Here is a 19111-nt window from a genome sequence, read left to right on the forward strand (position 1 = left end):
AGAGACCGTGACCATCGCCCTCGACAAGCTGACCGACCCAGCCGTACGGGCCTTCGTCGGCGCGCTCAACGCCGGTGACCGCCAGGCGTTCACCGCCACTCTCACGCCCGGCGCCACCATGTCGGACGACGGTGCGGACCGCGACGCCGCCGACTGGACCGAGCGCGAGATCTTCTCGTCGGGCGGTCACATGGACATCGAGAAGCAGACGCACGACGGACTCGGCCTGGTCGCCAACTACCGCAACGACACCTGGGGCGAGATGCGCACCGCTTGGCGCTTCACCGTCGACGGCGGAAAGGTCAGCCGCTTCGAGACCGGCCAGGCCTGACCCTGCGGGTGCTGGCTCCGGTGGGAAAGCTAGCCGTTTCGAGCGGGGGCGGGCGTGATTGCCGGTCCAGGTCCCGGTTCGCGGTGGGGAGGTCGGGCGCTTCGAGCCGGGGCAGGGCCTGAGCTTCGGCCCCGGCCCCGGGCCACGTTGGGATGTGGGCCCCGGTCCGCCGGGTCACGCGGGGATGCGGACCCCCGGTCACGCCGGGATGCGCGCCCCGGTGCCGCTCACCCGCACGCGGGCGTCGCCGGCGTGCAGGGTCACCGTGAGCACACCGGGGCGGCCCAGGTCCTCGCCCTGATGGAGCGTCAGCTCCGACTCCTCGGCGACCAGGCCCAACTCCCGTGCGTACGCCCCGAACGCGGCGGCCGCGGCGCCCGTCGCCGGGTCCTCCACCACCCCGCCGACCGGGAACGGGTCACGCACGTGGAAGACCAACTCCGAGGCGCGCCACACCAGTTGGACGGTGGTGAGGTCGAGCCGGTGCATCAGCGCCGCGAGTCGGTCGAAGTCGTACGAGAGGTCGGCGAGGCGCTCCCGTGTGCCGGCGGCCAGCACGAGGTGGCGGGCCCCGGCGAAGGCGATGCCGGGTGCGATCGCAGGGTCGAGCGCCTCGGCCGGCCAGTCCAGGGCCGCCAGCGCCTCGGCGAGATCCTTGTCCTCGACCGCTTCGGAGTGCGGCTCGACGCTGGTCAGGGTGGCGCGCAGACCGCCCGTCGCCGGGTCCTCGGCGACGGTCACCGGGACCGTACCGGCGGCCGTCGCGAACGTCAGCTCCCCGGTGCCGATCCGCTCGCCCAGCGCGATCGCGGTCGCCACGGTGGCGTGCCCGCAGAACGGAACCTCCGCCTTCGGGCTGAAGTACCGCAGCGTGAACGCCCGTCCGGGCTCCCCGAGCCCCTCCGGCGGGGGCGTCAGGAACGCCGACTCGCTGTATCCGAGGCGCGCGGCGATCGCCAGCATCGCGCTGTCGTCGAGCCCGGACGCGTCCAGGACGACCCCGGCGGGGTTGCCCCCGGCGGGATCGCTGGAGAACGCGGTGTAGTGAAGGACCTCGGTCTGCACATCAATGGTCATGGTCACCCCAACTCCACTGCTGGAGCGGCTATTCCAGGCCGCCGGCCACGGTCGCGCGCGAGCCGGGGGACAGCGAATCCAGCCCCGGCGGCCCACCCCGGCGGCCCACCCTGGCGGCCCCGCCGGCGGCTCACCCGGCGGCCCTACTCGGCGCCGTCGCCCAGAGGCCCTACTCGGCGGCTTCACCTGGCGGCCCACTTGGCGGCCTATCCCGGCGGCCCCATTCGGCGGCGCCCCCCTGGCGACTCCGCCCGGCGGCCCATCCCGGCGCCCCATCCCGGCGGCCCCGCCGGGCGCGGCCTCAGCCCCGTCCGATGTACGGCATCGCCGTCGCCAGCACCGTGGCGAACTGGATGTTCGCCTCCAGCGGCAGCTCGGCCATGTGCAGCACCGTCCGCGCCACGTCCTGCGCATCCATCACGGGCTCCACCGCCAACTCCCCATTGGCCTGCGGGATTCCGGTCTGCATGCGCTGCGTCATCTCCGTCGCCGCGTTGCCGATGTCGATCTGCCCCACCGCGATCCGGTAGGGCCGTCCGTCCAGGGACAGCGACTTGGTCAGCCCGGTCATGGCGTGCTTCGTGGCGGTGTAGGCCACCGAGTTCGGCCGCGGGGCGTGCGCCGAGATCGACCCGTTGTTGATGATCCGGCCGCCCTGCGGGGACTGTTCCTTCATCGCCCGGAACGCCGCCTGCGCACACAGGAACGCCCCGTTCAGATTCACCTCGACCACCGCGCGCCACGCTTCGTACGACAGGTCCTCCACGGGCACCCCGCCGGGCCCGAACGTCCCGGCGTTGTTGAACAGCAGGTCCACCCGGCCGTGCGCCGCCCGCGCCGCGCCGAACAGCGCGCCGACCTCCTCCGGCGAGGTCACGTCCGTACGGAAGCACAGCACCTCGGCGTCCGGGCCGGCCAGCGCAGCGGTCTCCTCAAGGGCCTCGGCGCGGCGTCCGGCCAGGGTCACCGACCAGCCCGCCCCGGCCAGCACCAGCGCCACGGAACGGCCGATGCCGGACCCGGCACCGGTCACGACGGCAGACTTCTGCGAGGTCACGTCCATGAGCCCGGAGCGTACGGGAGAGAGGCCCCCGCGAAACCGCCCGTCCGCCATATGGGAGCCGCGTACCGGCACGGCCGGGCGGGCCGGGTGGCCCGGGTGTGGGTAGCGCCCGTGCGCCACTGTGGCCCGACCGCGGCTAGCCCCCGCGCGCTGGATGTGACCGGTGCCTCCATTCCGGGCCGTCCCGAGTGGTCCCCACAGCCGGGGCGGGCTGAGAGCATGGTTGTTCGATTCCACCTTCAGGAGAGAAAACGATGCCGGAGCGCGGGGGCCAGGACACCCAGGGCCACATATCGACCAGGGCGGCTACCGAGGCCGTCCCCGGTGGCGTCGCCGTTCGCCGCACCGGCCTTCTGGTCACCCTGGTGCTCGGCGGACTCAGCGCGCTTCCCCCGCTCTCCATGGACATGTACCTCCCGGCGCTGCCCGAGGTCACCGAGGAGCTGCGCTCGCCCGCCGCGACCGTTCAGCTCACCCTCACGGCCTGCCTCGCCGGCATGGCGCTCGGCCAGCTCGTCGTCGGGCCGATGAGCGACAAGTGGGGACGCCGCCGCCCCCTGCTCATCGGCATGGTCGTGTACGTCGTCGCGACCGCGGTCTGCGCGTTCGCTCCCGACGTCCAACTGCTCGTCGCCTTCCGCCTGTTGCAGGGCCTGGCCGGGGCCGCCGGCATCGTGATCGCCCGCGCCGTGGTGCGCGATCTGTACGACGGGGTGGAGATGGCGCGCTTCTTCTCCACCCTGATGTTGATCTCCGGCGTCGCCCCCGTGGTGGCGCCGCTGATCGGCGGGCAGGTGCTGCGCCTGACCGACTGGCGCGGCGTCTTCGCCGTACTGACCGTGATCGGTGTGCTCCTGACCGCGGTGGTCTGGAAGTGGCTGCACGAGACACTGCCGGTGGACCGGCGGCACCCGGGCGGTGTCGGCGAGGCCCTGCGGACCATGGGCGGCCTGCTCAGGGACCGGGTCTTCACCGGCTACATGCTCGCGGGCGGTCTGGCCTTCGCCGCCCTGTTCGCCTACATCTCGGCCTCCCCGTACGTCGTGCAGGAGATCTACGGCGCCTCCCCGCAGACCTTCTCCCTGCTGTTCGGACTGAACTCCGTCGGCCTGGTCGCCGTCGGCCAGATCAACGGCAAGCTCCTCATAGGCCGGGTCAGCCTGGACAAGGCGCTCGGTTTCGGTCTGGTCGTCATCATCCTGGCGGCGACGGCGCTGCTCCTCATGACCTCCGGGGTGTTCGGCCACGTCGGGCTCGCGCCGGTCGCGGCCGGTCTTTTCGTGCTGATGTCCGCGATGGGTCTGGCCATGCCGAACACCAACGCCCAGGCCCTGATGCGCACCCCGAACGCCGCCGGCTCCGCGTCCGCCCTGCTCGGCACCTCCTCCTTCCTGATCGGCGCGATCGCCTCGCCGCTGGTCGGCATCGCGGGAGAGGCGACCGCCGTGCCCATGGCGGTCGTCCAGCTCGCATCGGCCGTCGCGGCCCTGCTCTGCTTCCTGCTGCTGTGCCGGCCCTGGCAGCGCAAGACGGACCCCCTCACCTCGGACCCCCTCACCTCGGCGTCCCTCGCCGGGGCGCCGCAAAAGTAGACTCGCCCGGTGAACCACTCCCTCCCCTTTCCGGAAGCCCTGCGTTCGGCCCTGGCCGGGCTGCTCGACGGGCTGCCGCCCTCACAGGCCGCGGGCGCCGTCGACCGGCTGATCGGCCACTACCGCGGCGTCGTCCCCACCCACGCCCCGGTGCTGCGGGACCGCTCCGACGTCGCCGCCTACGCCGCGTACCGGATGCCCGCCACCTTCGAGGCGGTGCGCTCCGCCCTCGACGCGTTCCGGGACGCGGCCGGCGAGTGGACCCCGGCCACCCACACCGACATCGGCGGCGGCACTGGCGCTGCGAGCTGGGCGGTCGCCGAGGCCTGGCAGGACGAAACCGGCGGGCCCGTCGTCACCACCGTCCTGGACTGGGCGGAGCCCGCGCTCGCCGTCGGCCGTGAGCTCGCCGAGGCCTCCGGGCTCCCCGGCCTGAGCACCGCCCGCTGGGAACGGGCCCGCATCGGCTCGGCGCTCACCCTGGACAGCGCCGACCTCATCACCGTCTCCTACGTCCTGAACGAGCTCACCCCCGACGACCGAAGCTCCCTCGTGGACGCCGCCGCCGGCGCCGCCACCGGCGCCGTCGTCATCGTGGAGCCCGGCACCCCCGACGGCTACGCCCGGATCATCGAGGCGCGCGACCGGCTGATCGCGGCCGGTTTCCACATCGCCGCGCCCTGCCCGCACAGCGCCGCCTGCCCCATCGAGCCCGGCACCGACTGGTGCCACTTCTCGGCCCGCGTCAGCCGGTCTTCCCTGCACCGCCAGGTCAAGGGGGGCTCACTGGCGTACGAGGACGAGAAGTTCAGCTACGTCGCCGCCACCAGGTTCCCGTGCGAGCCCGCCCCGGCGCGGGTCATCCGCAGGCCCCAGATCCGCAAGGGCCAGGTGCTGCTCGACCTGTGCACCGCCGAGGAGCAGCTGCGCCGCGACACGGTCACCAAACGCCATGGCGCTCTGTACCGCGCGGCCCGGGATGCCGGGTGGGGCGACGCCTGGCCGCCCCACCCCGCAGAGCCCGCCCCTTAGTCAGGAACGCAGTTCCTGCGTACAGCACTTCACACTGCCGCCGCCCTTGAGCAGCTCGCCCAGGTCCATGGCGACCGGCTCGAAGCCGCGGGCGCGCAGCGGCTCGAAGAGGCCGGCGGCGGCCTGGGGGAGCAGGACGTGGTGGCCGTCGCTGACCGCGTTGAGCCCGAGCGCCGCGGCGTCCGGCTCCTCGGCGATCAGGGCGTGCGGGAACAGCCTGGACAGCACGGCCCGGCTGCCGGGCGAGAAGGCCGGCGGGTAGTACATGATCTCGTCGGCCGTGTCGTCGAGGACGCAGAGGGCCGTGTCCAGGTGGTAGTAACGCGGGTCGACCAGGTCGAGGCCGATCACCGGGCGGCCGAAGAACTCCTGGGCCTCGTCGTGCGAGAGCGGGCTGGAGCGGAAGCCGCGCCCGGCGAGCAGATAGGAGGCCGTGACGGCGAAGTCGCCTTCGCCCTCGTTGATGTGGGACGGCTCGTGGACGGTGGTGAAACCGTGGGCACGGAACCAGTCGAGGTGGGCCTCGGCCTCCGCGGCGCGTTCCGGATGCGCGAAGCGGGCGCCGAGCACCCGGCCGTCGATCACGGTGGCTCCGTTGGCGGCGAAGACCATGTCGGGCAGGTCGGGGCGGGGTTCGAGCAGCTCGACGGTGTGGCCGAACGAGCGGTAGCGGTCGCGCAGGTCCTCCCACTGGGCCAGGGCCAGCGGCAGGTCGACCGGTTTCGCGGGATCCATCCAGGGATTGATGGAGTACGTGACCTTGAAGTATGCCGGTGGGCACATCAGATAGCGCCGGGGTCGGGCGGTTCTCGGGGTGCGGAGGTCACGGGCGATACGAGGCAATGAGGGCTCCTCACGGGCGACTTGGGCCGCACGAGCGCGCAGCCCCGTGCAGCCCATGGTCCGCCGTGCCGGGCGTGCGCGCAGTGAACCGTCCGGGTGTTTTTTCTTCTGAGCCATCCGGTTCATGCGCGCGTTCACGACGCTTGTGTTGTCATACGTCCCTCCTCCAACATCGCCGCCCTCGCCGGCGTCGGCCTTGATCCCCGCATCGCCTCGGCCCCGACATCGATCCCCGCATCGCCGTGGAGCTGCTCGTCGGTCCGCTCACCCGTCGGCGGCTGCTGCGCACTCTGCCGCTCACCTCTGCGTACGGGTACGGCGTCGTCTCCCACGTGCTGCGCACAACCGTCCCGCACTGATCACCCGGGAGCTGCCCGTTGGTCACGGGCGGGTCATGTCACACACCCCGGTTGTCCAGTGCGGTCACCCGGGGAGCAGGATGGTGGGACGATGTTCATCGTGGACGAGTCCGTTGGGGCCAACGGTGAGGTGAGGGGATAGATGGGCGCTGAGTTCGGCCGTTCCCGCGGCGAGGAGAGCAAACTGTCCCGCTGGCTGCGCAGGCGTCCCAAGGACGCTCCGGGCGCGGACCAGGGCCGGCTTGAGCTGCTCCTGGCCGTGGCCGCCGCCGACCTGCCGCTGGCGCCCGCCGCGTACCCCGTCGGTTTCCGGTGTTCCTGCGAACGGGTCGGGTGTCCCACGCCCGCCCGCCACCCCGTCTCCTTCGCCTGGCAGACGCAGTCCACCACCGACCGCGCGCAGGTCGAGCGGTGGGCCCTCGGCCAGCCCGAGGCCAACTTCATCACCGCGACCGGCATGGTCCACGACGTGCTCGACGTACCGCTCGAAGCGGGTCGCGAAGCGCTCGCCCGGCTCCTCTCCGAGGGGGTCGACGTCGGGCCCGTCGCGGAAGCCGGCGGCGAGGGGGACCACGGGCGGATGCTGTTCTTCACCGCGACCCGGGGTACGCCCGAGGACGAGGACGAATGGTGGCCCTGCGAGCTCGACTGCCATCCCGAGACGATGGACGAGCATCCGGGGCTGCGGTGGCACTGCCGGGGGAGTTACGTACTGGTGCCGCCGGCCCGCTTGCCGGGGGAGCTTGGGGTGGGATGGGTGCGGGGGCCGGAGCATGGGCTTCCGGATCCGCTGACGTTGCTTGAGGCGTTGACCGATGCGTGTGCGCGGTATGCGGGGGCGGCTGGCTCGCACGCCGCGGCGTGGCCCCTGGGGCGGTAGCCCCCGGCGGGTGGGCGCCTTCGGCGCGAGTTCCCCATCCCGCCCCTTCCCGAAACCCTCCGGGGGTGGGGGGTAAGGAAGCTGAAGGTTGCTCCCCGGGGCTGCGCCCCGGACCCTCTCGGGGCCTGCGCCTCCTGGACTCCCTCGGGGCTTGTGCCCCTGGACTCCCACAGGCCTGCGCCCCTGGGCCCCCAAGTGGCTTGTGCCCTCGGACCCCCTCGGGGCTTGTGCCCCTGGACTCCCACAGGCCTGCGCCCCTGGGCCCCCAAGTGGCCTGTGCCCTCGGACCCCCTCGGGGCCTGTGCCCCTGGACTCCCACAGGCCTGCGCCCCTGGGCCCCCAAGTGGCCTGTGCCCTCGGACCCCCTCGGGGCCTGTGCCCCTGGACTCCCTCGGGCTGCGCCCCGGACCGCCTCGGGGCCTGCGCCCCGGGCGCCTTGACGGGGTTGCGGTCCGCGGCCGCCTTACGCGCTGCCCTTTGGACGCCTTCGCGGACTGCGCCTCCTCGGCCTCTCGGGGCTGCGGACCCCACGGGCTTGGCCCCCCGGGACCCCCCACGGGGCTGCGCCCCGGACCCCGCGGGGCCTGCGCCCCGGACCTCCACGGAGGGCTGCGCCCCGGACCCCTGGGGCCCCGCGGGCTTCGCCCCGGGATCGGTTCGCCGGGGGCCCCTCACGGGATTACTCGCCCTTCGTTGAGATCAAGCCCTCCACCATGTTCGCCACCACCGTTCGGCCCTGGGGTGGGATCAGGGCCAGTTCGTTGGAGATCCACTCTCTGGTCAGGGAGGTTTTGACCTGGCCGGTCAGGAGGGCTTTCTCGTCGGGGGTGATGTTCAGGGCCACGCCCTTCGCCGCCGTCTGGCGTTCGAAGTGGCGGGTCGAGAAGAAGACCAGCGCCTGGCCGTCCGCCGTGCGCAGGCCCAGCGGCGCGAAGTCGCCGTCGGTCAGGGGTTGGTCGATGAACTGGGTGATCCGGCCGGAGCTGACCGCGTTCTTGCGGCGCGCCTCGCGCCAGCCGCTGGTGTGCTGGCCGTCCGCGAACGCCGGCGGCTTCCCGTCCTGGAGGTACGAGGCGTAGTCCGCGCTGAGGTCCTTCGGGGCGAGCACGAGCGAGGGGTCGTCGGGGCTCACCGGCTCCGCCCAGCCGTCCTTGTCCGTCTTGAAGGCGGGCACGGCCGTGGCGCCCAGGACCGACAGGTAGGCGGCCTTCCACACCTGGTCCGGGCCACCGCGTATGAAGAGCAGCAGCCAGCGGGTGTCGTCCGGGCCCTTGTCGTCACGGTCCCGGTTGGAGTCGGTGTCGGCGACGAACCAGCGCGGCCAGCCCGCCTGCTTGGGGATCGTGAACTTCGCGTCCGTCAGCGTCAGCGGCGAGTGCTGGCTGTTGCCGCCCGGGTCGGTCACATGGCGCGCCTTGAGGCCTGCCTGGTTGGTGGCGCCGAGCGCGCCGGTGACCCGGCCCGCGTCCAGGGCCGGGTCGTAGGCCTTGTCGGCCTTGTTGTAGGCGTCGGTGAAGTCGGCGAGTGCCTGGGCGGCCTCAGCCTTCGTCGCCGAGGGTACGACTTCCCGCTCCCCGTGCACCGTCACGCAGCCGCTCGCGGTCACCGTCAGTACGGTCGCCGTCGCGAGCCCCGCCACCAGCCGACTCACCCGTCTCATGAACCGCCTTCTGCCCCTCGACCCTCGTAGTCCCCACGGACTTCCGGAACCCTACCGGGGCGAAGAAGAACACGAGCGTGGGGATCAGGTAGAGGGCCCACACCATGACCTGGACGACGGTCGGATCGGGCTGGAAGTTGAGGACGCCCTTGAGGAGGGTGCCGTACCAGCTGTCCGGCGGAATGGCCGAACTGACGTCGAAGGCCTTGGAGTTGATGCCCGCGACGAAGTCGGCCTCCTGGAGGTCGTGCACGCCGTACGCGAGGACGCCCGCCGCGACGACCACCAGCATGCCGCCGGTCCACGTGAAGAACTTCGAGAGGTTGATCTTCAGCGCGCCGCGGTAGAACAGCCAGCCGAGGAACACCGCGGTGGCCAGGCCGAGCAGGGCACCGATCATCGGCTGGGCCGTGCCGTTCTCGGAGCCGGCCGCGTGCACCGACGTCCACACGAACAGCGCGGTCTCCAGGCCCTCGCGGCCGACCGCCAGGAACGCGGTCGCCACCAGCGCCCCGGTGCCCATGCGCAGCGCCGAGTCGAGCTTGCCCTGGAGCTCGGTCTTCAGGTGCCGCGCGGTGCGCCGCATCCAGAACACCATCCAGGTGACCAGGCCCACCGCGATGATCGACAGCGAACCGCCGAGCGCCTCCTGGGCCTTGAACGTCATTTCCTGCGAGCCGAATTCGAGCCCGGCGCCGAACGCGAACGCCACGACGACGGCCACGGCCACGCCGATCCACACCGGCTTCAGGGCGTCGCGGCGGTCGGTCTTCACCAGGTACGCGACCAGGATGCAGACGACCAGGCTGGCCTCAAGCCCTTCGCGCAGGCCGATCAGATAGTTGGCGAACATGTCGTCCTCTCAGCCGAAGAGTCCCCGGCCCCACCAGTCGCCCTTGTCGCGGACGCCCGGCGGGATCGCGAAAATCGCCGAACCCACGTGCTGGATGTATTCGTTGAGCGCGTCGTGGCGGGCCAGACTGCGCTGGAGCGGGAGGAAGCCCTTGCGCACGTCGCGCTGGTAGGCCAGGAAGAACAGGCCCGCGTCCAGACGGCCCAGGCCGTCCGTGCCGTCCGTGAAGGAGTAGCCGCGGCGCAGGATCCGTACGCCGTCGTTCGAGTCGGGGTGTGCGAGGCGGACGTGCGCGGTCGGCTTCATCGCCTTCAGGAACGGCTCGTCGCGCTCCTTGGACTTGCCGACCGGGGCGCCCTCGCCCTTGTCGCGGCCGAACACGTCCTCCTGCTCCTGGAGCGAGGTGCGGTCCCAGGTCTCGATGTGCATCCGGATGCGGCGGGCCACCAGGTAGGAGCCGCCGGTCATCCAGTCGGTGCCGTCCTTCTCGCCGACCCAGACGTGCTGGTCGAGGGCCTTGGTGTCGGTTCCCGAGACGTTCCGGGTGCCGTCCTTGAAGCCCATCATGTTGCGCGGGGTCTGGGCGTCCGGCGTCGTGGACGACGTCTTGCCGAAGCCGAGCTGCGACCAGCGGACGGCGACCTTGCCCATGCCGATGCGGGCCAGGTTGCGGATCGCGTGCACCGCGACCTGCGGGTCGTCCGCGCAGGCCTGCACGCACAGGTCGCCGCCGCTGCGGGCCGCGTCGAGGTTGTCGCCGGGGAACTGCTCGATGTCGACCAGCGCCTCGGGGCGCCGGGACTCAAGTCCGAAGCGGCCCTTGGCGAAGAGGGAGGGGCCGACGCCGAAGGTCAGGGTGAGCCGGGACGGCTTGAGGCCGAGCGCCTCGCCCGTGTCGTCCGGCGGCGCCTCGGCGAGACCGCCGTACGCGCCCTGGCCGACGGCCTTGCCCTCGGTCATCGCGGCGGCGGCCGCCGTCCAGTCCTTGAGGAGCTGGACGAGTTCGGCGCGGTCCTTGGTCGTCACGTCGAACGAGGCGAAGTGCAGCCGGTCCTGGACGGCGGTGGCTATGCCCGCCTGGTGGTCGCCGTGGAACGGCACCGCGGCGCCCGTGTCCGCGGCGGGCACCGCGTCGCTCCCGCCGCTCTTCACGACGGCGACGGTGCCGCCGGCCGCGGCCGCGCCGAGCGCGAGTCCCGCGCCGCCCCAGCCGAGCAGCGCCCGGCGGGACGGTGACCTGCCGGGCCCGGTGGCCTCGGTCGTGTCGCTCATGACGAATCTCCTCCTGGCTCCGGGTCTTACTTCGCGACGGCCGCGGCGAGCTTGGACAGCGGCTCGGCGAGCGCGTTGACGGTGTCCGAGAGCTGCTTTCGGTCGCTCTCGCCGACCTTGTCGTACGCGGTGAAGTCGTAGGAGTTCTTGTCGGTGCGGTACTTGTCGAGCAGCGTGTTCAGGGCCGCGAACTGCTTGTCCAGCTCGGTGGCGAGGGCCGGGTCGTTCTTCGCGGCGACCGGCTTGAGCAGCTCGTACGCCTTCTGGGCGCCCTCGACGTTGCCCTTGAAGTCGGACAGGTCGGTGTGGCTGTAGCGGTCCTCCTCACCGGTGATCTTCCCGGTGGCGACCTCGTCGAGGAGTTCCTTGGCGCCGTTGGCCATCGAGGTCGGGGTGATCTCGGCGGTGCCGACCCGCTTCTGCCAGTCGGTCAGGTCCTTGTCCAGCTCGGTGGCCAGGCCCTTCTCCTCGTCGCCGATCTTGTTGTCGACCCACAGCGACTTCTCCAGGCGGTGCCACCCGGTCCACTTCTGGCCCTTCTCCAGGCCGTCCTCGCGGGTGTCGGTCTTCGGGTCGATGTCGCCGAAGGACTCGGCGACCGGCTCGGTGCGCTCCCAGCCCAGGCGCGAGGGGGCGAACGCCTTCTTCGCTGCGTCCACGTCACCGGCCCGCACCGCGTCCGTGAAGACCTTGACCTTGGGCAGCGTCTCGTCGGCCTGCTCCTGCGCGTACTTGCGGTATTCGGCGACGGCGGTGTCCAGCTGCGGGTTGCGCTTGACGGCGGTGCCGCCGGTGACGGTGACCTTCTGGCGGATGCCGTCGCCCTTCATGCCGGGCTTGCAGGCGACCTCGTACGACCCGGCCTTGACCTCGGCGGTGAGCTGCTGGTTGAGGCCGGGGCCGATGTTCTCGCGCTCGGCGACTATGCGGTCGTCGGGGAAGAGGAGGTAGACCTCGGTGACCTTGGAGCCCTTGTTCTCCACGTCGAACTTCACGTGGCCGGCCGGGAACTCGGTCTTCGACAGCTTGCAGGAGTCGTCGGTGGCGGTCACCTGGATCGCGTCACCGGCGCTGGCGCCCTTGGCGTCGCTCTTGTCGGCGCAGCCCGTGACGGCGGTCAGGGCCGCCACGGCAGCGGCGGCGGTGACTACGGAGGTACGGACGGGTCGCATGCGGGCTCCACGCTGGATCAGGGTCGACAGGCCGACTGAGGCGAACCTAACTTAACCGAGCCTTACCTCACCTATGTCCATGGGGTGAGTGATTCAGCTCTCACCGGTCACGGCCCCGTCACGGGCCGGCCGTCCTGCGTCCTGGTGCCGGGGGCGGGCGAGGAGCCCCGGCCGGGAGGTTCGGCGCTCTCTGCTGCTTCAATGCACGCGTGACGGAACTCGACGTACTGATCGACGTGCTCAACGTCTTCTGCGGGCCCGACGGGCGGCACGGCAACGCCCTCGGCGTGGTGCGCGAGGGCGCGGCCGTGCCCGGTGCCGCCGACCGGCAGGAGCTCGCGCGTCAACTCGGCTTCAGCGAGACCGTGTTCGTGGACGACCCCGAGCGCGGGACCGTCGTCATCCACACCCCCACCCTCCGGCTGCCCTTCGCCGGGCACCCGCTGGTCGGCGTCGCCTGGCTGCTCGACCTGGACCTCCTTGAACTGCCCGTCGGCGACGTCTTCGCCCGCCAGGACGGCGAGTTCACCTGGATCACCGCCCGCGCGCAGTGGGCGCCCCCGCGCACGCTCCGTCAGTACGCCTCGGCCGCCGAGGTCGACGCGCTCGCCGTGCCCGAGCCCGGGGAGTGGGTGTACGCCTGGGGCTGGGAGGACGAGGCCGCCGGGCGGGTGCGGGCGCGGGGCTTCCCCGGGCGCGGCGACGGCATCGACGAGGACGAGGCGACCGGCGCCGCCGCCCTGCTGCTCACCCAGCAGCTCGGCCGGGCCCTGAACATCAGGCAGGGCCGCGGCTCCCAGCTCCTCACCGCCCCGGGCCCGGACGGCACGATCGAGCTGGGCGGGCGCGTGAGGTTGGAACGCTCTGTCACCCGAGGCCTTGCGCGAAGCCTTTAGAGTCGCGGGGAACGGCGCGAGCAACCGAATGAAACCCCCACCCGGCTTTGGGCCCGGCAAGGGGCGCGGGGAACGGCGCGAGCAACCGAACGAGACCCGCACCCGGCTTTGGGTCCGGCAGGGGGCGCGGGGAACGGCGCAAACCAACGGCTGACCCGCACCCGAAAACTTGCCCCCCCCCGCGGCGCGTCACGCGCTGAGCGGGAACTCCTGGCCCAGCTCCCGGAACACCGCCGTGTTCAGCGCGAACGCGCGCTTGCACTCGGCCACGATCCGCTGCTTCTCCAGGTCGTCCGCCCGGACCGCGTCGAGCAGCTCGCGGTAACTCCGCTTGAATTCGGCCGGGTTGGGGATCCGGTCGAAGACGTAGAACCGTACGCCGTCGCCCTTGCGCGCGAAGCCCCAGGTCCGCTCCGCCCTGTCGCGGATGATCTGGCCGCCCGAGAGGTCGCCGAGGTAGCGGGTGTAGTGGTGCGCCACGTATCCGGCGGGCCAGGTGCGCGCGCACTCGGTGACGCGCCCGGCGTAGGCGGTTGTCGCCGGGAGCGGGGTGGTGGTGTGCCGCCAGTTCGCGCCGCGCAGATGGGCGAGGTCCCGTTCCAGTGCGGCGGTGCGCATCAGCTCGGGGCGGATGAAGGGCCCCGCCACCGGGTCGTTGGCGAGCGCCGAGGCGCCCTCCTCCAGGGCCCGGTACACGAACCAGAGCTGCTCGGTGTAGCGGGCGTACGCCCGTACGCCGAGCCGGCCACCAAGCAGATCACCCATGAACGTCGACGTCTCCGCCTCGATGTGCTGCTCGTGCGAGGCCGTGCGGATCAGGGTGGAGAACGGCGTGGTCGCGGTCGTGGTCAAGGCGGGCCTCCGGGGACCGGGTGCGGGAACCACCGGAACCGCGGCAGAGCTGGGCCAACGGGTTCCCGACGTCCTGTCGGTAAACATGTACCCGCTGGGGCCCGGACGCAACACGGAGCGAAAAAAGGCGCCGCGCGGCCCAGGGCGCGCGGCGCACTACGGCGCGCGGACCTACGGCAGGGTGAGGATCTCCGTGCCCGTCTCCGTGACCACCAGGGTGTGCTCGAACTGGGCGGTCCGCCTGCGGTCCTTGGTCACGACCGTCCAGCCGTCCTCCCACATGTCGTACTCATGGGTGCCCAGCGTGAGCATCGGCTCGATGGTGAAGGTCATGCCGGGCTTGATCACGGTCGTGGCGTGCGGGGCGTCGTAGTGCGGCACGATCAGACCGGAGTGGAAGGCCGTGCTGATCCCGTGCCCCGTGAAGTCCCGGACGACGCCGTAGTTGAAGCGCTTGGCGTACGACTCGATGACGCGGCCGATGATGTTGATCTGGCGGCCGGGCCGGACCGCCTTGATGGCGCGGTCCAGGGACTCCCGGGTCCGCTCGACGAGCAGCTTCGACTCCTCGTCGACGTCCCCGCAGAAGTAGGTGGCGTTGTTGTCGCCGTGCACGCCGCCGATGTACGCGGTCACGTCCAGGTTCACGATGTCGCCGTCCTTCAGGACGGTCGAGTCGGGGATGCCGTGGCAGATGACCTCGTTGACCGAGGAGCACAGCGACTTGGGGAAGCCGCGGTAGCCGAGCGTCGAGGGGTAGGCGCCGTGGTCGCACATGAACTCGTGGGCCACCCGGTCCAGTTCGTCCGTGGTGACCCCCGGCGCGATGTGCTTGGCCGCCTCCTCCATCGCCCGCGCCGCGATCCGGCCCGCGATCCGCATCAGCTCGATCGTTTCGGCGGTCTGCACTTCGGGGCCGGTGTACGGCGTGGGCATGGGCTTCCCGACGTACTCGGGACGCCGGATGTTGCCCGGGACGGAACGGGCCGGAGAGATCTCCCCGGGCGTGAGCAGGGACTGCGACTTCGGCTGGCCAGACATGCCGGCGAGTCTATCGAGCGGGTGTGGGGCAGCATGGCCTTGAGGCCCACGGCCACTGTCCCAGGGAAGAGGCACTCCATGGCTCTGTTCAAGAAGCGCACCGTCGGCAAACCCGGCGAGTGGTACTACTGCCTGGTCCACCACAAGGTCGAGGAGGGCCCCGACTGCCCGGCCAAGGACCGCTTCGGGCCCTATACGAGCCGCGAGGAGGCCGAGCACGCCATGCAGAACGCGCAGGAGCGGAACCTGGAGTGGGAGAACGACCCGAAGTGGCACGACAAGTCGGCGCCGCAGGGCGGTGACGACTAGACCACTGGGGAGGCGGCCTCCTTGGCGGCACGGCGGCTGGCCGCGTCCTCGTCGGTCGCCGAGTCGTAGGTGACCAGCTTCGGCAGGACCGCGGCGAGCAGCCCCACCGACGCCAGGCACGCCAGGCCGCCCGACCACACCGCCGCCCTCGTCCCGGTCCAGCCGGCCATCGCGCCCGCCCGGACCTGGCCGAGCTGCGGACCGACGCTGTACGAGAGCACCTCTATGCCGGCCAGGCGGCCGCGCAGCTCCTCCGGGATCGTCTGGTTCCAGATCGTGGAGCGGCCGAGCCCGCTCAGCATGTCGCCGGCGCCCGCCACCGCGAGGCAGGCCAGCACCGGCCATACGTTGCCGAAAAGGCCCGCCCCGGCCATCGCCGCGCCCCAGACGACCGCCCCGACCACCACGAAAAGGCCGTGCCGCCGCACCCGCGAGGTCCATCCGCTGGTCAGGCTCAGCAGCACCGAACCGACCGAGCCCGCCGCATACATCAGCCCCAGCGACCAGTCGGCGTGCAGGCTGTCGGCGAGGAACGGGAAGATCGCGTTCGGGAAGGCGAAAAACATCGCGGCCAGGTCGACGGCGTACGTCCCGAGCAGCACCGGGCGCGACCACGCGTAGCGGGCGCCTTCCGCGATCCCGCGCAGCGAGGGCTTCTCGGCGTCATGGGCCGGCGGCGCCGGGGTCAGCCGGGCGCACATCACTACCGACACGGTGAACGTGCCGATGGTCGTGGCGTACGCCGTGGCCGTGCCGGCGTACGCCACGACCAGGCCCGCGAGGGAAGGTCCCGCGATCGCGCCGAGCTGCCAGCGCAGGGCGTTGAGGGCCGCGGCCGCCGTCAGCTGGTCGTGCGGGACGATCCGGGCCATCAGCGAGTCGAGCGCCGGGCGCTGGAGGCCGGCCAGTGCCGAGACGCCCGCGGCCACCACGTACAGCGGCCAGAGCATGGGGCCCGGCAGCAGCGCGTTGACCAGCAGGACCAGCGCGAGCAGGCCGAGGCCCGCCTCGGTGCCCAGGATCACCTTGCGGCGGTCCACCGCGTCCGCGAGGGCGCCGCCGTACAGGCCGAAGACGACCAGCGGGACCAGTTCCACCGCGCCCATGGCGCCCACCGCCAGCGGCGAGTCGGTCAGCTCCTTGATCTGGAGCGGCAGGGCGACCATCGCCATGAAGCTGCCGAAGTTGGTGATCAGGCCCTGCACCCAGAGCAGCCGGAAGTCGGCTGAGGCACGCCAGGGGGCGAGGTCGGGGAGTATCGAGCGCAGGCGGGATGCGCGGGGTTGGTCGGGCACGAGCGGTCATGCTCCGGGCCGGAGCTGCCGCGCGCAAACGAATTTCCGGTGCGCGCCGGGGTCTACCGGCGGCCGCTCACCAGCGTCTTGGCGGCGGGGCCGTCAGCTGGTCGGCCAGCCTGGTGAGGCGGTCGCGCAGGCGGCGCGGGCCGCGCTGCGCCGGCAGGGTGTTCTCGCCCGCGGCCGCGCTGACCAGGTGCTGAACGGTGTCCAGGTCGAGTTCGGCGTCCGGCGCCACGGTCAGGCACTCGTGGACCAGACCCCGCACCTCGCGGTCGCCGCCGTCCAGGGCGAGAACGGTGGCCCCCGCCCGCCGCGCGTCGTGGACGCGTTCGAGCAGGCCCTCGACGGGCCGCTGCGGCGCCACCAGGAGCAGGGTCTCGCCGCGCCGGGCCGCCTCCAGACGGCCCAGGCCCACCGACAGATGCGGCGGCCCGCCCGGCTCGGTGCGGTGGCGCACCAGGGTCGGGCTCAGCTCGGGCAGCCCCGACCAGGCGGCCTCGTCGGTGAGGTGGGCGGCCAGGTGCCACGGCTCGTACCGCTCGGTCCCGACCAGGAGCAGACCGCCGCCGTGCGGTACGACGGAGGCCCGCAGCACGCCCGCGAACCGGCGGGTGGCCCGCAGCCACTCCGTCCCGGCGAGCACTTCCCGCAGCACTGCGACCCGTACGGCGTCCATGGCCCGGCATCCTGCCGCATCCCGCGCACGGTGGGGCCCGAACGGGGCTTCCTCATCCGAAGGAGGGCCCCGCTACGGCCGAGTAGGGTCGCCCTCATGACTTCCACTGACAATGCTGGGAACGCGCCGAAGCCCGCCGCCAGGGACCCCTGGGACCTTCCGGACGTCTCCGGCCTCGTCGTCGGCGTGCTCGGCGGCACCGGCGACCAGGGCCGCGGCCTCGCCTACCGCCTCGCCCGAGCCGGCCAGAAGGTGATCATCGGCTCGCGGGCAGCCGAGCGGGCGCGGACGGCCGCCGACGAACTGGGCCTGGGTATCGAGGGCGCCGACAACGCCGAGTGCGCGCGGCGCAGCGACATCGTGATCGTGGCCGTGCCCTGGGACGGGCACGCCAAGACGCTTCAATCGCTGCGCGCGGAGCTCGCGGGCAAGCTCGTGATCGACTGCGTCAACCCGCTCGGCTTCGACAAGCAGGGCGCGTACGCCCTCAAGCCCGAGGAGGGCAGCGCCGCCCAGCAGGCCGCCGCCCTGCTGCCCGACTCGCGGGTGACCGCGGCCTTCCACCACCTGTCGGCCGTCCTGCTCCAGGACGCCTCGATCGAGCAGATCGACACGGACGTGCTGGTGCTCGGCGAGACCCGTGCCGACACCGACCTCGTGCAGGCGCTGGCCGGCCGTATCCCCGGCATGCGCGGCGTCTTCGCCGGGCGGCTGCGGGGCGCCCACCAAGTGGAGTCGCTCGTCGCCAACCTGATCTCGGTGAACCGCCGCTACAAGGCCCACGCGGGACTGCGCCTCACCGACGTGTAGGCGCCGCCGGCGATGGGGGACACTGGACGGCGAGTGCCGGGCGGCACTCGCCGTCCTTTTCCTACCCGTATCCGCCTCGTACGGCATCAGTGCCGAAGCAGCCGAAGTACCCGACAGGAGCCGACCCCCATGCCCCGCCTCGCTCTGTACGCCCTCGTCGTCTGTGTCCTCGCCGTCGCCGCGGCAGTGGTCTCCTTCGTGCAGGGCAGCTGGCTCGGGATCATCTGGGTCCTGCTGGCCGGGCTCTCGTCCAACATGACGTGGTACTACCTGCGCAAGGGGCGGCTCGCTAGCGCGGGGAAGTGAACGAGAGGTCCGGCCAGAACTGGTAGAGGCTGCGGCCGGTGGCCGCGTCCAGGTCGGACACCCCGAGCCCGTCCAGGAGTGCGTAGACCAGGCGGAAGAACTCCTCGTTGACCTGCGGGATCCAGAGCAGCCCGAACACCGCGAGCAGTCCGAACGGCGCGAACGGCTCGACCTGGCGCCGCACCTGGTACGACAGCCACGGCTCGATGATCCCGTAGCCGTCCAGGCCCGGCACCGGCACGAAGTTCAGGAGCGCGGCCGTCACCTGGAGCAGCGCGAGGAACGCCAGCGCGACGCGGAAGTCGACGGGCACCCCGTCCAGTGCGTGCAGCCAGAACGGGGCCGTGCACACGATCGCGAACAGGACGTTGGTGAGCGGGCCCGCCGCCGAGATCAGGCTGTGCCGCCAGCGGCCCCGGATCCGCCCCCGCTCGATGAAGACGGCGCCACCGGGCAGACCGATGCCGCCCATGATCACGAAGATCACCGGCAGCACGATCGACAGCAGCGCGTGGGTGTACTTCAGCGGGTTGAGCGTCAGATACCCCTTGGCGCCGACCGTGATGTCCCCGCCGTGCAGCGCGGTGCGGGCATGCGCGTACTCGTGCAGGCACAGCGACACGACCCAGGCGGCCGTCACGAACAGGAAGACGGCCAGGCCCCGGGAGGCGGCCCAACTCGTCCACACCGCCCACCCGGAGACCGCCATCACGGCGACGATCCCGAGGAAGACCGGACTGATCCGCCGGTCGGGGTGGCGGGAGGATGCGGTGGCCATGCCGGGGGCTC

At 72.0% G+C, this 19111-nt stretch carries 20 protein-coding genes; 8 read left to right on the forward strand and 12 right to left on the reverse strand.

Going from position 1 to position 19111, the window contains the following annotated elements; translation table 11 throughout:
- Positions 1 to 7 precede the first annotated feature (7 nt).
- A complete protein-coding gene (locus tag OG522_RS26285) occupies positions 8 to 331 on the forward strand; it encodes a nuclear transport factor 2 family protein (RefSeq protein WP_329465462.1) in 324 nt (107 codons plus the stop codon).
- A 198-nt stretch (positions 332 to 529) separates the two neighbouring features.
- Here the strand turns inward: OG522_RS26285 and OG522_RS26290 are convergent, their stop codons facing one another.
- Positions 530 to 1408: a PhzF family phenazine biosynthesis protein gene (locus OG522_RS26290; protein ID WP_329465463.1), complete on the reverse strand. Its 879-nt coding sequence runs from the start codon at positions 1406 to 1408 to the stop codon at positions 530 to 532.
- A 301-nt stretch (positions 1409 to 1709) separates the two neighbouring features.
- The gene (locus OG522_RS26295) at positions 1710 to 2471 is read right to left on the reverse strand and encodes an SDR family oxidoreductase (protein ID WP_329465464.1); all 762 of its coding nucleotides are present in this window, start codon (positions 2469 to 2471) and stop codon (positions 1710 to 1712) included.
- A 254-nt stretch (positions 2472 to 2725) separates the two neighbouring features.
- Here OG522_RS26295 and OG522_RS26300 point away from each other — a divergent pair, with 254 nt between their 5' ends.
- A complete protein-coding gene (locus tag OG522_RS26300; protein WP_329465465.1) occupies positions 2726 to 4063 on the forward strand; it encodes a Bcr/CflA family multidrug efflux MFS transporter in 1338 nt (445 codons plus the stop codon).
- Between the two features lie 9 nt (positions 4064 to 4072).
- On the forward strand, positions 4073 to 5095 hold the full coding sequence (locus tag OG522_RS26305; RefSeq protein ID WP_329465466.1) for a small ribosomal subunit Rsm22 family protein: 1023 nt from the start codon (positions 4073 to 4075) through the stop codon (positions 5093 to 5095).
- Here the strand turns inward: OG522_RS26305 and ddaH are convergent, their stop codons facing one another.
- Positions 5096 to 5995 (reverse strand): dimethylargininase, encoded by a 900-nt coding sequence (gene ddaH, locus OG522_RS26310; protein WP_382804528.1) that lies wholly within the window; start codon positions 5993 to 5995, stop codon positions 5096 to 5098.
- 444 nt (positions 5996 to 6439) lie between these two features.
- On the opposite strand from ddaH, the gene OG522_RS26320 reads away from it, so the two are divergent.
- Positions 6440 to 7177: a bifunctional DNA primase/polymerase gene (locus OG522_RS26320; protein ID WP_329465467.1), complete on the forward strand. Its 738-nt coding sequence runs from the start codon at positions 6440 to 6442 to the stop codon at positions 7175 to 7177.
- 679 nt (positions 7178 to 7856) lie between these two features.
- On the opposite strand, the gene OG522_RS26325 is transcribed toward OG522_RS26320, so the two are convergent.
- From OG522_RS26325 to efeO, 4 genes are read right to left on the reverse strand one after another with little or no spacing between them, the layout of a single operon-like run.
- The gene (locus OG522_RS26325; RefSeq protein WP_329467745.1) at positions 7857 to 8828 is read right to left on the reverse strand and encodes a hypothetical protein; all 972 of its coding nucleotides are present in this window, start codon (positions 8826 to 8828) and stop codon (positions 7857 to 7859) included.
- Positions 8716 to 9690, reverse strand: a complete 975-nt coding sequence (gene efeU, locus OG522_RS26330) for an iron uptake transporter permease EfeU (RefSeq protein ID WP_329465468.1) — start codon at positions 9688 to 9690, stop codon at positions 8716 to 8718. Before efeU ends, OG522_RS26325 begins: the two co-directional genes overlap by 113 nt.
- A 9-nt stretch (positions 9691 to 9699) precedes the next feature.
- Positions 9700 to 10962, reverse strand: a complete 1263-nt coding sequence (gene efeB / locus OG522_RS26335) for an iron uptake transporter deferrochelatase/peroxidase subunit (RefSeq protein ID WP_329465469.1) — start codon at positions 10960 to 10962, stop codon at positions 9700 to 9702.
- 26 nt (positions 10963 to 10988) lie between these two features.
- On the reverse strand, positions 10989 to 12134 hold the full coding sequence (gene efeO / locus OG522_RS26340) for an iron uptake system protein EfeO (RefSeq protein ID WP_329465470.1): 1146 nt from the start codon (positions 12132 to 12134) through the stop codon (positions 10989 to 10991).
- Between the two features lie 209 nt (positions 12135 to 12343).
- Here efeO and OG522_RS26345 point away from each other — a divergent pair, with 209 nt between their 5' ends.
- Positions 12344 to 13030 carry a PhzF family phenazine biosynthesis protein gene (locus OG522_RS26345; RefSeq protein ID WP_329465471.1) on the forward strand — a complete coding sequence of 229 codons (687 nt, stop codon included), beginning with the start codon at positions 12344 to 12346 and terminating at the stop codon, positions 13028 to 13030.
- 189 nt (positions 13031 to 13219) lie between these two features.
- On the opposite strand, the gene OG522_RS26350 is transcribed toward OG522_RS26345, so the two are convergent.
- A complete protein-coding gene (locus OG522_RS26350; RefSeq protein WP_329465472.1) occupies positions 13220 to 13882 on the reverse strand; it encodes a biliverdin-producing heme oxygenase in 663 nt (220 codons plus the stop codon).
- 171 nt (positions 13883 to 14053) lie between these two features.
- A complete protein-coding gene (gene map, locus OG522_RS26355; protein ID WP_329465473.1) occupies positions 14054 to 14923 on the reverse strand; it encodes a type I methionyl aminopeptidase in 870 nt (289 codons plus the stop codon).
- A 78-nt stretch (positions 14924 to 15001) separates the two neighbouring features.
- Here map and OG522_RS26360 point away from each other — a divergent pair, with 78 nt between their 5' ends.
- Positions 15002 to 15232 carry a hypothetical protein gene (locus tag OG522_RS26360; protein ID WP_329465474.1) on the forward strand — a complete coding sequence of 77 codons (231 nt, stop codon included), beginning with the start codon at positions 15002 to 15004 and terminating at the stop codon, positions 15230 to 15232.
- On the opposite strand, the gene OG522_RS26365 is transcribed toward OG522_RS26360, so the two are convergent.
- Entirely contained in the window at positions 15229 to 16527 is a 1299-nt protein-coding gene (locus tag OG522_RS26365) for an MFS transporter (protein WP_329465475.1), read from the reverse strand. The genes OG522_RS26360 and OG522_RS26365 overlap by 4 nt on opposite strands.
- Before the next feature lie 76 nt (positions 16528 to 16603).
- Positions 16604 to 17206, reverse strand: coding sequence for a hypothetical protein (locus tag OG522_RS26370; RefSeq protein ID WP_329465476.1), 603 nt, complete (start codon positions 17204 to 17206; stop codon positions 16604 to 16606).
- Between the two features lie 96 nt (positions 17207 to 17302).
- On the opposite strand from OG522_RS26370, the gene npdG reads away from it, so the two are divergent.
- On the forward strand, positions 17303 to 18016 hold the full coding sequence (npdG, locus tag OG522_RS26375) for an NADPH-dependent F420 reductase (RefSeq protein ID WP_329465477.1): 714 nt from the start codon (positions 17303 to 17305) through the stop codon (positions 18014 to 18016).
- A gap of 129 nt (positions 18017 to 18145) precedes the next feature.
- Positions 18146 to 18322: a hypothetical protein gene (locus OG522_RS26380; protein ID WP_329465478.1), complete on the forward strand. Its 177-nt coding sequence runs from the start codon at positions 18146 to 18148 to the stop codon at positions 18320 to 18322.
- On the opposite strand, the gene OG522_RS26385 is transcribed toward OG522_RS26380, so the two are convergent.
- Positions 18306 to 19100, reverse strand: a complete 795-nt coding sequence (locus tag OG522_RS26385; protein ID WP_329465479.1) for a site-2 protease family protein — start codon at positions 19098 to 19100, stop codon at positions 18306 to 18308. The two genes, OG522_RS26380 and OG522_RS26385, sit on opposite strands and share 17 nt — an antisense overlap.
- Between the last annotated feature and the right edge of the window lie 11 nt (positions 19101 to 19111).

The organism is Streptomyces sp. NBC_01431 (genome assembly GCF_036231355.1).
Taxonomy (GTDB): domain Bacteria; phylum Actinomycetota; class Actinomycetes; order Streptomycetales; family Streptomycetaceae; genus Streptomyces.

Bases quoted from the DNA above. Each gene is read 5' to 3' on its own strand.
- OG522_RS26290 (WP_329465463.1), bottom strand. From the start codon at position 1,408: ATGACCATTGATGTGCAGACCGAGGTCCTTCACTACACCGCGTTCTCC.
- OG522_RS26295 (WP_329465464.1), bottom strand. From the start codon at position 2,471: ATGGACGTGACCTCGCAGAAGTCTGCCGTCGTGACCGGTGCCGGGTCC.
- OG522_RS26300 (WP_329465465.1), top strand. From the start codon at position 2,726: ATGCCGGAGCGCGGGGGCCAGGACACCCAGGGCCACATATCGACCAGG.
- ddaH (WP_382804528.1), bottom strand. From the start codon at position 5,995: ATGGGCTGCACGGGGCTGCGCGCTCGTGCGGCCCAAGTCGCCCGTGAG.
- OG522_RS26320 (WP_329465467.1), top strand. From the start codon at position 6,440: ATGGGCGCTGAGTTCGGCCGTTCCCGCGGCGAGGAGAGCAAACTGTCC.
- efeU (WP_329465468.1), bottom strand. From the start codon at position 9,690: ATGTTCGCCAACTATCTGATCGGCCTGCGCGAAGGGCTTGAGGCCAGC.
- efeB (WP_329465469.1), bottom strand. From the start codon at position 10,962: ATGAGCGACACGACCGAGGCCACCGGGCCCGGCAGGTCACCGTCCCGC.
- efeO (WP_329465470.1), bottom strand. From the start codon at position 12,134: ATGCGACCCGTCCGTACCTCCGTAGTCACCGCCGCCGCTGCCGTGGCG.
- map (WP_329465473.1), bottom strand. From the start codon at position 14,923: ATGTCTGGCCAGCCGAAGTCGCAGTCCCTGCTCACGCCCGGGGAGATC.
- OG522_RS26360 (WP_329465474.1), top strand. From the start codon at position 15,002: ATGGCTCTGTTCAAGAAGCGCACCGTCGGCAAACCCGGCGAGTGGTAC.
- OG522_RS26370 (WP_329465476.1), bottom strand. From the start codon at position 17,206: ATGGACGCCGTACGGGTCGCAGTGCTGCGGGAAGTGCTCGCCGGGACG.
- npdG (WP_329465477.1), top strand. From the start codon at position 17,303: ATGACTTCCACTGACAATGCTGGGAACGCGCCGAAGCCCGCCGCCAGG.
- OG522_RS26380 (WP_329465478.1), top strand. From the start codon at position 18,146: ATGCCCCGCCTCGCTCTGTACGCCCTCGTCGTCTGTGTCCTCGCCGTC.
- OG522_RS26385 (WP_329465479.1), bottom strand. From the start codon at position 19,100: ATGGCCACCGCATCCTCCCGCCACCCCGACCGGCGGATCAGTCCGGTC.